The sequence below is a fragment of the Aquabacterium sp. J223 genome (assembly GCF_024666615.1).
In the GTDB taxonomy this organism is placed as follows: domain Bacteria; phylum Pseudomonadota; class Gammaproteobacteria; order Burkholderiales; family Burkholderiaceae_C; genus J223.
The window spans coordinates 3,108,163-3,122,136 of record NZ_CP088297.1 but is presented as its reverse complement, the minus strand read 5'-3'; the positions used below and the strand labels follow the sequence as shown (position 1 = coordinate 3,122,136).

Here is a 13,974-nt window from a genome sequence, read left to right as displayed (position 1 = left end):
CGACGTCGAGCCATTCCCCGGTAGAGTGCTTCCGGCGTCACCGCCAGTTCGGCGGCCAGTTCTACCCGGCGCTCGCGCGACGGATGTGTTCGCGGGTCCGCGAAGTCCACAGACCGCGAAGGTTTGTGCTTAGCATGTCGGACTGACGGACTTCGCCTCCCGCACAGCGATAGAGCATGCGCTCCTTGCCCTTACCGCGGGCTGGCAGCTCCACAGCTTCGACGCGATGTCCCCGGACGTCGCGTTCCTTGCTGGCGCGGCGCAGTTGCCCCTGTACACCTTGCGCTGGGGCCAGGTCGCAGCCGACGCCGGCTTCAGGCGCGATGGGCTTTACCTCGTGCGGCCCGACGGGCACGTGGCGCTGGCGACGACACAACTCCGGCTCGACCCGCTGGAGGGCATGCTCACGTTCACCGAGCCGGCCGCTGGCTAAGCCCCCGCTGGCCGATGCGCGCCCGGGTCAAGCAAGGCCGCCGCCTCTGCAAAGCGCAGCGTTGCGATCAGCTCGTCCAGTTCGGCGTAGGCGCTGGGGCCAAGCTGCGCGCGCAGGCCAGGCCGAAGACGATCGAACTGGGACGTCGCCGACAGGTCACAGGCATGCAGACTGTGCAGCAGGGCCGCGAATTCGTCCGCGGCGGGCCATGCGCCTTGCGGGGTCGCACGCAAGGCGGCTTCATGTTCGGCCGCCCAGACTTGCAGCGCCGGTTGCGCATCGACTTGAAGCTTCTGCACACCTTCCATCAGACTCAGCAGGGCCGTTCGGGCCGCGATCTCGTCGCCCTGGCGGCTGGCGGCTTCCAGTCCTCCGGCCAACGCCCCGACCCGGCGGGCACCCAACGTGGTCGCAGCACCGCGCAGGCGGTGCGCGCGGGATGCCCACGACGCCAGATCGGGCCGCCCCGACGCCGCTGCCGGCTCCAGCCACGCGAGCTCCTCCGGCAGCATGCGCGCAAGGAGCCGGCAGAACAGCGCCGAGTCGTTCCCCAGTTGGTCCGCAGCGTTGGCCGTGTCGATGCCAGGAACCGTCGGCCACGCCCTGGCCGGCGCCGGGGAGGCGGCCGCCTGCGTCCGGTCCGATGGGCAGGTGCGCACGTGGGCGGCCACGGCGCGGATGAGCGTCTCGGGTTCAAAGGGCTTGCCGATGACGTCGTCCACACCAGCGGCCAGTGCCTGCTCGCGCTCGCTCGCCAGCGCCCCCCGCGGTCAATGCCAGCACCGGAAGTTGCGCCAGCGTGGGGTCCAAGCGCATCTGCCGCGTGGCGGCGCATCCGTCCAGTATGGGCATCTGCACATCCATCAGCACCAGATCCACCGTTGATGTTCCGCGCAGGAGTGCCAGGGCCTGAGCACCATCGGACGCCGTGGACACGATGGCGCCCGCCGCCTCCACGATGCGCTGCGCCACCTCGCGGTTGATGTCGCTGTCGTCCACCACCAGGATGTGCAGACCGTCCAGCCGGGTCGGCCCGGCCGTTCGCGGCACGGTGCCTGGAGCAACTTCAGCGAGGGGCAGCTCCACCCAGAACCGGCTGCCCTTGCCGGCGGTGCTGTGGACGCCGACTGCGCCACCCATCAGCTGGGAGAGCCGTCGAACGATGGACAGCCCCAGGCCGGTGCCGCCGAAGCGGCGGGTGGTGGAGGCGTCGGCCTGGAAGAACGGCGCGAACAGGCGGTCCTGCACCTCAGCGTCGATGCCGATGCCGGTGTCCTCCACCTCAAACCGGATGAAGCCCGCGGTTGCGTTGCCCGTTCGCCGTGCCTGCAATCGAACGGTCCCCCGTGGGGTGAACTTGACCGCGTTACCCAGCAGGTTGGTGAGGATCTGGCGCAGCCGGGTCTCGTCGCCTTCCACCCAGACGGGCACGACGTCGAGGGGCTCGATCTCGAGCTGCAGCCCCTTTCCATGCGCCTGGACCGCCATCAGATCGCCCAGCTCCTGCAGCGTTCGCGACAACTCGAACGGCCGGCGCTCCAGCACCAGTTCTCCGGCCTCGATCTTGGACAGGTCGAGCACGTCGTTGACCACCGACAGCAGCGCCGCGCTGGCCAGCCGCACCTTGGCCAAGAACGCCGCCTGCTGTTCGTCCAGGTCGGTCTGGGCCAACAAGTAGGTCAGGCCGATCACCGCGTTCAGCGGCGTTCGGATCTCGTGGCTCATGTTGGCCAGGAACTGGCCCTTGGCGAGGCTTGCCTGCTCCGCCCGCCAGGTGGCCTCGCGCAGCGACTCTTCAACCCGCCGCTGCGCGGACACGTCGTGCGCCACACCGAGGTAGCCGAGCAGTTGCCCGTCGTCACCGTGCATCGCCGTGACCACGAGTGACACCGCGATGCGCGTGCCGTCGTGTGCCACGTACGTCCAGATCCGGGGAATGCCGAGGGTCGAGGGCTCCGTAAAGACGTGGCGTTCCTCGACGGGTCGCCCCAGCAAGAGGCTCAGCTCCGCCGCCCGGGCGGCGACCTCGGACCCGTCGTGGATCAGCATCGGCGTCGTGCGGCCCACCACCTCGACGCTCTCGCGGCCGAGCATCCGTTCGGCGCCGCGGTTGAACACGGTGATCAACAGGTCTGGATCGGTCGCGATGATGGACACCGTCGAGGCCGAGTCGAGCACCATCTGCAGCAGCGAGCCGGTGGACCTCAGATCCAGTTCGGCCTGCTTGCGCTCCGTGATGTCGAGGTTCACGCCCACCATGCGCAGCGGTCGGCCGTTCTCGTCGCGCCGAAGCCGGGCCGCTGCCTTGATGTGGCGCAAGGTGCCGTCCGGCCAGCGGATGCGGAACTCCGGGTCGTAGTCGGCTTCGCCGCGCAGCGACGCCTGCAGCGCACCCTCGCAGCGCACCTGATCGTTCGGGTGCACCGCGTCCAGCCACACGGCGTAGGGCAGGACCCCCGGCATCCGCGCTCGCCGGTACAGCCTGTGCATGCCCTCGTCCCAGACCAGCGTATTGGCACCGATGTCCCATTCCCACACACCGAGCCCGGCAGCCTGTGCGGCGATCGAGAAGCGCTCCTGGGCGGCCTGAAGCTCCGCTTCGATGTGCTTTCGCACGGTGATGTCCTGCAAGGTGCCGACCAGTTGCACCACGTGGCCGGCTTCGTCGCGCAGCGCGGTTCCGACCGCCCGCACCCAGATGTCCGCGCCGGTCGCGGTCCGGAACGGCAGTTCGAGGTCCCAGTCGGTGCCGTCTTCGATGCACGCCTCTACGGCGGCTTGAATGGTGGGCCGCGCGGCAGGCGCGTAGAAGGAGATCGCGTCGCCCAATTCGGGAACATACGATCTGTCGACGCCGTGGATGCGGTACGTCTGGGCCGACCACACGATACGGCCCTCATCGAGGCGGTATTCCCACCCGCCCACCCCGGACACTTCGCCGATACGTTCGAGAAACGCCTCGTTCGCACGCAGTCGTTCTTCGGCCTGCAACTGAGGCGTCACGTCCTGAACCACCTCGTAGAAGCCGCGAACCTCGTCATCGACCAGGTCTGGCAGGTAGTGCGTCACGGTGTGCCGAGGCCCGGCGGCACTGTCGGCTTCCACCCGCCTGTCGAACACCTGGGACCGCCCGGCCAGCACCGCGTCGATCCGCGCACGCACCGCCTCGAAAGGCCGATCGCCGATCACCTGCTGCAGGGGCTGCCCCGCGAGGTCTTCGACTGCACCTCCGAACCACTGCCGGTACGCCGCATTGGCAAAGCGGTTGTTCAGCGACCGGTCCCAGTATCCGACCAGCACGGGCATGGCGTCGAGGATGTTTTGCAGATGCCGACGCGCCGCCTCCAGCAGCATGGTGCGCTCCTGCACCTGGCCCTCCAGCGACGCGTTCAACTGGCGGACCTCGCGTTCGGCACGCCGGGCGGCGCCGACGTCGCGCAGCGTGAAAGCCACACCGGCCACAGCCCGTCGATGGTCGAAGATCGGCGATGCCGTCATCGACAACTCGATCGTCTGCCCGTCCCTGTGGTGGAGCACGCAGTCGATGGGTCCGACCGTCAGCCCGTGCGATGCCGCCTCCAGCGCGGACTCATCGTCTGACGCGCGCTCCGGGGGCGGCAACACCACCCGGAACGACCGGCCGACGACCTCGACCGGCGTCGGGCCGAACAGTCGCTGGGCCGCCGCGTTCCAGTCGGTGATGCGGCCGTCCAGACCGACACCAACGATGGCATCGCTGCTGCCGGCGACGATCGCGGCATGGCGGGCACGTTCCTGTTCCACAAGGCGGGCCCGCAAGCGGTTCCGGCCGTACAGGTTGACCAACATGCCCAGCATCAGGGACAGCGCGCCGCCGGCCAGCGCGACCGACGCCGGCGACGTGGCGTTGAGCCGCGCCGCGAAGCGCGGGGTCGTGTAAAGGGTGGCTTCCCATTGGCGACCGTAGACATCCAGCCGCAAACGGGTCTGCCACTGCAGCGTGTTCGATGTCGCCGCAGCGCCCGGTGTGGTGTAGAACGGCGCGGCCGCCGGGCCGGATGCCGTCACCGCGACGTCGCGAAGAGCCAGCCTGAACTCCGAGTCGGCGGGCTCGACGCCGGACAGCACGTCGTCGATGATCAGCGGCGCATAGGTCCAGCCCCAAGCGGCCTGTTCACGCTGTGCCGCGGTCGATGGGGTGCTGCCGCCACGATACACCGGCAACATCAGCAGGAAGGCCCGCGACACGGCGCGGCTGGCCTGCACGATGGTGATCGGTGCCGTCAACGTGGCCTCGCCGGTGCGCATCGCGGCTGCCGCCGCGTCGCGGCGGTGGCGCTCTGAGGCCACGTCCAATCCGATCGCTTCACGGTTGGTCGCGAGGGGCGCCACCCTCCGGATGACCCACCGCTCGGCGTCGTGTGGCGACAACTGCCTAATGGCGAAAGTTGCCCCGTCTTCCTGTCGTGCTCGTGCCACGAAGTCCGGCTCGCTGGCGACAGGGACCCTTACGATCCAGCCAAAACCTCGGGCGCCCGGAAATTCTCGGGCCAAGTCGCGGGTGCGGTTATAGGCTTCGAACTCGGCGATGCCGACGCCGTTGTGCAGACCACCCGCCACCAACATCCCGCGCAGACCTCGCAGTCCAAACTCGTAGATGTGCATGCGATCGTTGAGCCGGCGTGCGACGTCCTGGCCCAACACTTCCAGCGCCTGACGAGCGCGTGCGTCGGTGTGCTGCACCTGCCAACTGGTCGCGACGATGGTGAGCACGAGGCCGAGCACCAGCGCCAAGGCGGCCGCCCGTGAGGGCCGCCATCCGATGACGGGGTCAGGCGACCGGGCCATCCCAAGGTGCCAGCGTGGTCGCCGCGGCTGGCACGGCCGCGTCGATCCAGCAGGCTCGTGCACGCCCCGCCACTTTCGCGGCATAGAGCGCTGCATCGGCCGCCTGCAGCAAGGCGGAGGCGTCGGTGCACTTCGACAGGCCGCCAGGCCGCCCCGGCGCGCTCACGCTTCCCGCCACGTCCGTGCAGGTCGCCAGACCGGCGCTGACCGTGACCGTGGAGGACACCGGCGAGTCTGCGTGGGCGATGGCAAGCGCTTCGACCGCCTGCACCAGCCGTCGCGCCACAGCTTGCGCGCCGCCAGGTTCGGTGCCCGGCAGCAGGACCACGAATTCCTCCCCGCCATAACGCGCAGCCAGGTCGGCCGGCCGCAGCACGACGGACGCCAGTGCCTGTCCCACCCGCTGCAGGCACACATCTCCCGCCGGGTGGCCATGCCGGTCGTTGTAGCGCTTGAAATGGTCCACGTCGACGAGCACCAGCGCCATTGGCGTGCAGCTGCGGCGTGCGCGGTCCCACTCCAGCGACAGCAGCTCGTCAAAACGGCGGCGGTTGGCCAGGCCCGTCAGTCCGTCGGTGACCGAGAGCTCGAGCAGCTGATCGGCCATCTGCTTCATGCGCAGTTGCGTTCGCACCCGTGCCAGCAGCAGTTGTGGATGCACCGGCTTGGCGATGAAATCCGCTGCGCCCATGTCCAGGCCTGCGATCTCGAACGCAGGTTCGGCATGGCTGGTGACAAAGATGATGGGCACCCGCGCCAGCAGCGGGTCGGCCTTGAATCGGCGACAGGTTTCGCCACCCCCGATGCCGGGCATTTCCGCATCTAGGAGCACCAGGTCGGGCACGTGGGATCGCGCGAGCGCCAGCGCCGCTTCGCCATCGGTGGCGAAGCGCAATGCGCCCGCCCCGACCAAGGCCTTCGCCATGACGGCGATGGCCGCCGGATCGTCGTCCACCAGCAGCAGCTGAGGCCGGGCATCGGTCATGGGCGCGGTCCTCCTTCGAGTGGCAGAACGATGGTGAAACGGCTGCCAACCCCCGGCTCGCTGCTCACCGCCAGACGGCCGCTCATCGCCTCCACCAGCATCCGTGTGATGCTGAGGCCGAGCCCCACGCCCGGGGTGCTGTCGTCCCGGCCGAGGCGGTTGAACGGCTCGAACAGGTCGCGCAGTTGAGCGGGCGTCATGCCGCTGCCGTTGTCCTCCACCGTCAGGCACAGGTCCTCATTCTCTGCCGTGATGTGAACGCGCACCTCGCCACCGCGGGGGCTGTACTTGACTGCGTTGCTGATCAGGTTGACCAGACATTGGCGCAGGCGTCCAGGATCGGCATGTGCCTGCTTGGCAGCGGTTCCGCCGCTGCTCAGTAGCAAGACGCCTCGATCCTTCGCCAACGCAGCGACCGCCGCGATCGCTTCACTGGCCACTTCGCACGGATCTGTCGGGCGGCACGCCACGGTCAGCTTGCCGCTTTCCAGTCGACGCATGTCCAGCACATCGCGTAGCAGACTGCGCAGTTGGTCGCCGCAGCGCCGCATGAGTTCGAGCCGCTCGACCTGGACCGCCGGCAGCGGGTGCGCCGGGTCTCGCGCCGCGACCTCCAACAAGCCGAGCAGACCGTTCAGCGGATTGCCGAGCTCATGCGCCACATAGGCGATCATGCTGTTCTTGGCCTGCAACACCGCCTCGGCCTGGAGTCGAGCCCGGGTCTCGGCCTCCAGACGCTCTCGGTCGCCGACATCTCGCAGCACCAGCGTGAAGAGCCGCTCGTGTCCACTGCCGACATCGAAGGCGGAGGCCTCCGCCGCGATCCTGCCGCCATCGCGTCTCGCGAAGCTCAACCGGGTGGTTTTGCGCAGGGGCACCGTCGTCGCGTCGAGCCCTTGCGCTCCCACGCTGCCCAGTGGAAGGCCGATCTGCTGGTTTGGTACGACGCCGAACAGGCGACCGGCGGCGGCGTTCATCAGCAGGATGCGCCAGGAAGCGTCGAGGGTGATGATGGCGTCCGACGCGGATTCCAGGATCTCCGCCAGGCGGGAGTCGGCCAGCCGTCGTCCAGTTGCCACGGCGGCACGCAGCTCAGCGTCCGTTCGTCGCTTGAGCTCGAGCAGGTTGCGGACCCGCGCTTTGAGCACCGCGGCGGAGTAGGGCTTGGCGATGAAGTCCGCGGCACCCATCTCCAGCGCCCGCGTCTCGTTGTCGGCCTCGTTGTACCGGGTGACGAACACCACGGGAACGTACTTGAGCGTGAGGTCCTCCTTGAGCGCTCGGCACACGGCGAAGCCGTCCATCTCCGGCATGTGGAGGTCCAGCATGATGAGATCGGGCACCAGCTGCCGCGCTTGTGCCAAGGCGTCCTCGCCGCTGCGCGCGAAGTGGAGGTCGCCCAGCCCCGCCAGCGCATAACGCAGCGAGGCAATGGCGGCTACTTCGTCGTCGACCACCAGCACTCTGGGGGTCTGCCTCGGCGGTGCCGAAAGGGCCTGTCGGTCGGCACGGGCTCGCAGCTGGGCCCGAACCCGCGCGAGCACCTGCTCTGACACCAGCGGCTTGTGCACGAAGTCAGCAGCGCCACCGTCCAGCGCGGCGATCTCAACTTCCGACACGCCAAGGGACGTGGCGAAGATCACCGGCACCGTGGCGGTGACATCGTGGTCTCGCAAGTGCTTCAAGACCTCGAAGCCACTCATGCCGGGCATGTCGGCGTCAAGCAGGACCAAGTCGGGCGGCTGATCGAATGCCATCCGGATCGCTTGGTGCCCCGAGGTGGCGAACTGCTTGTTTGAGAAGTCGGCCAGGATCTGGCTCATGGCCCGGATTGCCCTGGGGTCATCATCAACCAGCAGCAACCTGGCATCTTCCAGCCGCATATCGTCCCTTTGAACCGACAACCTACCGAGCGGGATACCGCACGCATCTTGCCGAGACTGCCCTAAGGGGTCGGCCGAGGCAAGACCAGAAGCGTCGACCTTTGGGCTTCCAGACGCCGGCCGACCTGCCATTCATTCGCTCACCCGATCGCCTCGGCGACGAGTCGGCAGTGCCCTGGGCCGGGTGATGATTAGTTTATAGATAAATATAATATTGTACAGTAGATAAACTGCCAACGATTCCCTATTTCGGGGGAAGACGCGTCGACCAGTCGGAGGCAGAGCCGCGTCCGGCATGCGGCTTGCCGCTGCGGCGCCATGTTCCTGCCATGCAAGCTCGCGTCCGTGATGTCCTGTGATTGAGATGGGGTCCCCTTTCTGCGGCGAGCCCAGCAGCACCAGTGAGGCGCTCACCCTTCGGGAGCTGTGCGAGAACGCCACGGCAGCGTTGTTTGTGATGGACGGGCGCCAGCATTGCGTCTACATGAACGAAGCCGCCGAGCGCCTGACCGGTTTCACCCTTGACGACGTCCAAGGCGCGCCGCTGCACGACTTCGTGCACCGGCTCCACCCGGACGGCCGTCACTACCCCATCGAGGATTGCCCGATCGATCGGGCGGCGCCGTCGAACATGCGCGAGCAGGGCCGCGAGGTGTTCGTTCATAAGGACGGCTCCTTCTACCCCGTCACTTTCACCGCCAGCCCGATCCGCCGCGGCGGCACCGTTGTCGGGACGGTGATCGAGGTGCGTGACGCGACCGATGACGAACGGCAGGAGGCAGAGCGCCGCGCGCTGCGCGAGCTCGGTTCATTGATCCTGGAAGAGCTGGACACGGAGAAGATCGTCAGTGGCGTCACCGACGCGGCGACGCGGCTCACCGGGGCGCAGTTTGGGGCGTTCTTCTACAACGTCACCGATGCGAAGGGAGAGAGCTACATGCTCTACACCCTGTCTGGTGTGCCGCGTGAGCACTTCGCCGACTTTCCGCTGCCACGGGCGACCCCGCTGTTCGGCCCGACCTTTCGGGGCGAGGGCACCATCCGCCTGGATGACGTGCTGTTGGACGCCCGATACGGATTGGTAGGACCTCATTTCGGCATGCCGAAGGGGCACCTCCCCGTCCGGAGCTACCTGGCCGTACCGGTCAAGCACAGCGACGGTACGGTGGTGGGAGGCCTGTTCTTCGGACATTCGGAGACCGGCAGGTTCGAGGCGGCGCACCAAACCATCATCGAGACCCTGGCCGCCCAGGCGGCCATCGGTCTGAGCAAAGCCCGCCTCTTCCAGGAGGCCCAGCAGGCGCGTCTCGCCGCGGAGCGCGAAGCCCAGGCGAAAGCCAAGCTGTACGAGGAGGCTGAGAAGGTGAACCGGTTGAAGGACGAGTTCCTGGCTACCGTTTCGCACGAGCTCAGGACGCCACTCACGGCGATCCTGGGTTGGACCAAGCTGCTGGCTTCCGGGCGCTTGTCCGCCGAGATGGTTGACAGGGCCATCACCACGATTGATCGCAACGCACGCGCTCAGGCGCAGATTGTCGAGGACATCCTCGACATCTCCAGAATCGTGAGCGGCAAGCTGCGACTGAACGTCCAGTTGTTCACGCCCGCAGCGTCGGTCGAGGCGGCTGTCGAGGCCGTCCGCCCCGCAGCCATGGCAAAGGACATCCGGTTGTCTCTGCTCATCGACCCGCAGGCCGGACCGGTTTCAGGTGATCCCGAGCGCATGCAGCAGATTGTCTGGAACCTGGTCGCCAACGCGGTGAAGTTCACCCCCAAGGGCGGGCGGGTGCAGGTGGCGGTCGAGCGGGTCAATTCGCACATCGAAATTTCAGTGCGTGACAACGGGGCCGGCATCGAGCCGCAGTTCCTGCCGCGTGTCTTCGAGCGGTTCATGCAGGTCGACGCCTCAAGTACGCGCAGTCACGGCGGGCTGGGGCTGGGATTGGCGATCGTGCGGCAACTGGTGGAGATGCATGGCGGCTCCGTCGAGGCGCACAGCGACGGTCTGGGCAAAGGGGCGTTGTTCACCGTGTCGTTGCCGCTTGCCGCGGTGAACTCGGATCCCAGGGTACAGGCCACGGACAGGGCTCACCCTCGGACCAGCGTCTCAGCCCTGACCAGCGACCTGGGACGGGTCAGCCTGGCCGGCGCGGTGATCCTGCTGGTTGAGGACGACGACGATGGGCGCGAGATGCTGGCGGCCGTCCTCTGCGGCGCGGGCGCATCCGTCGAGGTTGCGGCCAGCGCGGAGGAGGGGTTGACGATCGCCGACGCCATTCGCCCCAGCATCGTCATCAGCGACATCGGCATGCCGGGACAGGACGGCTATGCATTCATCGAAGCCCTGCGTGCACGAGAGCGTGATCAGAACAGGCCGGCTGTCCCGGCCATCGCGCTGACCGCTTTCGCCCGGGTTGAAGACCGGATGAAGGCGCTGACAAAGGGATTCCAGATGCACGTTCCCAAGCCGGTGGAGCCGGCGGAACTACTGGCCGTCGTGGAAAGCCTGAAGGGCTGGCGCCCTTCTTGAGTCCCGATGCGCCGCCGGTCGGCTTGAGGACTGCCTGGGCGGACCGACCACTCCTCGGCCGGAACTAGCTCGCGATGTCCGCATTCGTCGCACCGCGGCGGGCATGGCGCAGGGAAGGGGAACAAGGTGATCTGACCGCAGGCAAGGCACCGCCAGGCCCTGCAGGTGACGTCATCCGGTGGAGAAGGCATGAGTCATGGTTCGTCGTTCAGCTAACTCCCGACAGTCAGGAGTTCTCGACAGCCGGCGTAATCCGGACAGCGCGGACCCTGGGGAAATCCCGCTGAGGATGGACGGACAATCGGCGGCAACGGCCGCAGCACGGTCCCGACTCCGCCGAGGGGGACTGGACGATCACCGGTGTAGCCCGCATCCCGGATCGCCTCGGCACACCCGTCCGGGCTGGCCGATGTCGTTGTACGCGTCTCGCCGCGAGCTCCAATTGGACGCTCTCCATGCGCGTCGCCACCCTAGAAGGCCTTCGTGATGGTGCTCACACAGTGAACCGCAGCTCATGTCGTAGACGTGGAACGCGCTCCTGACTCTCCCCAGGCACGATGATGAAATATTCAAAGAGTCCGTGAGGACGGCGGTCGTGGATCCTCATGTACGAGGCGCTGCTCGTCCTGCTTCAGCGACGTTAGATAGGGGCGTCTTCCACGGGCGAGGCCCACCAGTGTTCGTTGCGTCAACGGCCACCCAGGTGTGTGCAAGGCTCATGGATCATTCCTTCCCCGGAGCGAGCCTCGCAGTCCGCTCCATCAGTTCGAAGAGGCCCATACCCATTAGCATTGCAGCGACGAAGACCGCAGCCCTGGGTTCCCCCATCCCAAGGGCAGCAAGTGCGGGTCCGGGGCAGAACCCCGCAACGCCCCACCCGACTCCGAACAAGAGACTGCCACCGATCAGTCGGCGGTCCATGCGGTACGTCGTCGGAAGCTTCAGATCGAGACCGAGGAGAGACTTCGTCTTCTTCCTGACGGCGGTGAACGCCACCAGACCCACGGCAATCGCGCCGACCATCACCAAGGCGAGCGAAGGGTCCCAGTGACCGGCAAGGTCGAGAAAGCCGAGGATCTTGGCAGGGTCGGCCATTCCCGAAAGGATGAGCCCGAGTCCGAAGACGAGGCCTGCGAGCAATGATGTGATGACGGCCATGACAGTTCCCTAACCGCCCCACGCGTGGCGGATCACGAAGACCGTGGCGAACCCGGCAGCCATGAATGTGACCGTGGCAGCAAGCGACCGCGCCGACAGTCGAGACAAGCCGCACACACCGTGACCGCTTGTGCACCCCGAGCCGTACCGAGTTCCCACGCCGACCAGCAGGCCCGCGAGCACAAGAGCGCCCCAGCTGGCGTCGATGCGAGGGCTGGGCAACAAGGCGAAGCGTGCATAGAGCAACGGTGAAGCCATCAGCCCGAACACGAAGGCTAACCGCCAAGCGATGTCACCCTTGGCTGGCCTGAGCAGCCCCCCAAGGATGCCGCTGATGCCGGCAATGCGACCGTTCAGCAGCACGAGCATCGCGGCCGCCATCCCGATGAGTAAGCCACCGGCCAGCGAGGCGTATGGCGTGAACGCGTTCCAGTCGATGGTCACCCTTCCTCCTTCGGACAGTAGACGCGGTAGAGCACATCAAGCACCTGCATGACGTTGGGGTCGGCCACGTTGTAGTAGACGTACTTTCCTTCGCGACGCGTGTTCACCACGCCCTCGGTGCGCAGGACGCCAAGTTGCTGCGAAAGCGTGGGCTGATGGATCCCGAGCGCTTCTTCAAGCTCACTGACGCACATCTCGCCTTGAGAGAGCTGGCACAGCAACAGCAGGCGATCCTCGTTTGCAAGAACCTTCAGCGCTCCCACGGCTTGTCCTGCGGCTCGGCGCAAGAGGGCGGGATCGATGACCGTGCGGGTGGCTGCCATGGGCGACTCCTCCAACTTGACAAAAGTATACTGAAAAATATAATGTTAGTCAATGAACTGAAAAGCAAGGAGTTCCTCATGTCCGCCAGGACCACCGTCCAGCCCTTCTTCGACGAAAAGACCGGGACGGTGTCGTACGTCGTTGTCGACAAAGCCACCAAGTGCGCCGCCATCGTCGACCCTGTTCTGGACTTCGACTTCAAGTCGGGCCGCACGACCACCGTCCAGGCAGACAAGATCCGGAAGTACATCGAGGGCCACGCCCTAACGGTCCAGTGGATCTTGGAAACGCATGCCCATGCCGACCACCTGTCCGCGGCGCGATACCTGCAGCAAGAAGTGGGCGGACGCATCGCCATCGGCGAGCGAATCACCGAGGTGCAGGCGACATTCAAAAAGCTCTACAACCTGGAGCGCAACTTCCTACCCGACGGCGCCCAGTTCGACCACCTCTTCAAGGACGAAGAGGTCTTCGCGATCGGAGAGGTGGAAGCGCGAGCCTTGCTTGTTCCCGGGCACACCCCAGCCGACATGGCTTATGTGGTGGATGGAGCTGTCTTCGTGGGGGGACACGTTGTTCATGCCGGACGTGGGTAGCGCCCGCGCCGACTTCCCTGGTGGGAATGCACATACCCTGTACCGTTCGGTGCGACGCATCCTGGCACTGCCCCCTCATACGAAGCTGTATGTTTGCCACGACTACCCGCCAAGAGGGCGAGCGGCGGCCTGGGAGACGACCGTGGGGGAACAGCGCGCCAGGAACATCCATGTGCATGACGGCGTGAGCGAGGATGAATTCGTGGCGATGCGCAACGCCCGCGACGCCAAGCTCGAGGTGCCTGCGCTCATCCTGCCGTCGATCCAGGTGAACATCCGTGCAGGGCAGTTGCCTCCCGCCGAGGACGACGGGGTGAGCTACCTCAAGATCCCGCTGAACCAATTGGGCTAATTGCAAGTTGAACAACACGGGCAGGAGGCCTGCAAGCCGGCGAAGCGGCGGATGGCTTCGTGCAGGAAGTCCGCCGCGTTGGCTTGCCTTTCGTCGGGGTACGCGCGCGTGAAGGAGATGCGGCTGTGGTCGTCCACGGCTAATCGCGGAGGCCGGTCGTGACCTGCACGTGCACGAGAACGTGCTGCCAAGTGGGTACGCGAACAGGCGGCCTCCTTGGCTAAGTAATCGCTGTGAAGTTCCGCTTCGTGGCGATGCACTGGGAAGCCTAGCCGGTCAACGTGATGCGCGAGGCGCTCGCGTCTCGCGGAGCGGCTCTTATGCTTGCCTGAGGAGGCGGCACAGCCAGCGCCTCGTAGAAGGGCAGAGATTTTGAAGCAGCTGCATAGGGCGGTGGTGCACAATACTGATGCACAACATGCGGTTGACTAGCTTCTTCCTC

9 protein-coding genes and 1 pseudogene are annotated in these 13,974 nt (G+C 66.5%); 3 read left to right on the top strand and 7 right to left on the bottom strand.

The window, feature by feature from the left end:
• Positions 1–226 precede the first annotated feature (226 nt).
• Positions 227–433, top strand: coding sequence for a hypothetical protein (locus tag LRS07_RS14815; RefSeq protein ID WP_260498769.1), 207 nt, complete (start codon positions 227–229; stop codon positions 431–433).
• On the opposite strand, the gene LRS07_RS14810 is transcribed toward LRS07_RS14815, so the two are convergent.
• Genes LRS07_RS14810 through LRS07_RS14795 form a run of 4 tightly spaced genes read right to left on the bottom strand, consistent with a single transcriptional unit; the run spans position 430 to position 8,128 of the window.
• Positions 430–1,155, bottom strand: a complete 726-nt coding sequence (locus LRS07_RS14810; protein ID WP_260498768.1) for an Hpt domain-containing protein — start codon at positions 1,153–1,155, stop codon at positions 430–432. The two genes, LRS07_RS14815 and LRS07_RS14810, sit on opposite strands and share 4 nt — an antisense overlap.
• Positions 1,127–5,197, bottom strand: a complete 4,071-nt coding sequence (locus LRS07_RS14805; protein WP_260502125.1) for a PAS domain S-box protein — start codon at positions 5,195–5,197, stop codon at positions 1,127–1,129. The genes LRS07_RS14810 and LRS07_RS14805 overlap by 29 nt, the downstream gene beginning before the upstream one ends.
• 46 nt (positions 5,198–5,243) lie before the next feature.
• Positions 5,244–6,245: a diguanylate cyclase domain-containing protein gene (locus LRS07_RS14800; RefSeq protein ID WP_260498767.1), complete on the bottom strand. Its 1,002-nt coding sequence runs from the start codon at positions 6,243–6,245 to the stop codon at positions 5,244–5,246.
• Entirely contained in the window at positions 6,242–8,128 is a 1,887-nt protein-coding gene (locus LRS07_RS14795; protein WP_260498766.1) for a response regulator, read from the bottom strand. Before LRS07_RS14795 ends, LRS07_RS14800 begins: the two co-directional genes overlap by 4 nt.
• Before the next feature lie 364 nt (positions 8,129–8,492).
• Here LRS07_RS14795 and LRS07_RS14790 point away from each other — a divergent pair, with 364 nt between their 5' ends.
• Positions 8,493–10,658 (top strand): PAS domain-containing hybrid sensor histidine kinase/response regulator, encoded by a 2,166-nt coding sequence (locus tag LRS07_RS14790; RefSeq protein ID WP_260498765.1) that lies wholly within the window; start codon positions 8,493–8,495, stop codon positions 10,656–10,658.
• A gap of 723 nt (positions 10,659–11,381) precedes the next feature.
• Here LRS07_RS14790 and LRS07_RS14785 read toward each other — a convergent pair.
• Genes LRS07_RS14785 through LRS07_RS14775 form a run of 3 tightly spaced genes read right to left on the bottom strand, consistent with a single transcriptional unit; the run spans position 11,382 to position 12,583 of the window.
• On the bottom strand, positions 11,382–11,816 hold the full coding sequence (locus LRS07_RS14785) for a DUF6691 family protein (RefSeq protein WP_260498764.1): 435 nt from the start codon (positions 11,814–11,816) through the stop codon (positions 11,382–11,384).
• 9 nt (positions 11,817–11,825) lie between these two features.
• On the bottom strand, positions 11,826–12,260 hold the full coding sequence (locus LRS07_RS14780; RefSeq protein WP_260498763.1) for a YeeE/YedE family protein: 435 nt from the start codon (positions 12,258–12,260) through the stop codon (positions 11,826–11,828).
• Positions 12,257–12,583: an ArsR/SmtB family transcription factor gene (locus tag LRS07_RS14775; RefSeq protein WP_260498762.1), complete on the bottom strand. Its 327-nt coding sequence runs from the start codon at positions 12,581–12,583 to the stop codon at positions 12,257–12,259. Before LRS07_RS14775 ends, LRS07_RS14780 begins: the two co-directional genes overlap by 4 nt.
• Before the next feature lie 78 nt (positions 12,584–12,661).
• On the opposite strand from LRS07_RS14775, the pseudogene LRS07_RS14770 reads away from it, so the two are divergent.
• A pseudogene (locus tag LRS07_RS14770) lies at positions 12,662–13,532 on the top strand (MBL fold metallo-hydrolase).
• Positions 13,533–13,974: the final 442 nt, after the last annotated feature.

What these genes read in the sequence shown, in the direction of transcription:
- LRS07_RS14815 (WP_260498769.1), top strand. Translation starts at nt 227, where the DNA reads ATGTCCCCGGACGTCGCGTTCCTTGCTGGCGCGGCGCAGTTGCCCCTG.
- LRS07_RS14800 (WP_260498767.1), bottom strand. Translation starts at nt 6,245, where the DNA reads ATGACCGATGCCCGGCCTCAGCTGCTGCTGGTGGACGACGATCCGGCG.
- LRS07_RS14795 (WP_260498766.1), bottom strand. Translation starts at nt 8,128, where the DNA reads ATGCGGCTGGAAGATGCCAGGTTGCTGCTGGTTGATGATGACCCCAGG.
- LRS07_RS14790 (WP_260498765.1), top strand. Translation starts at nt 8,493, where the DNA reads ATGGGGTCCCCTTTCTGCGGCGAGCCCAGCAGCACCAGTGAGGCGCTC.
- LRS07_RS14785 (WP_260498764.1), bottom strand. Translation starts at nt 11,816, where the DNA reads ATGGCCGTCATCACATCATTGCTCGCAGGCCTCGTCTTCGGACTCGGG.
- LRS07_RS14775 (WP_260498762.1), bottom strand. Translation starts at nt 12,583, where the DNA reads ATGGCAGCCACCCGCACGGTCATCGATCCCGCCCTCTTGCGCCGAGCC.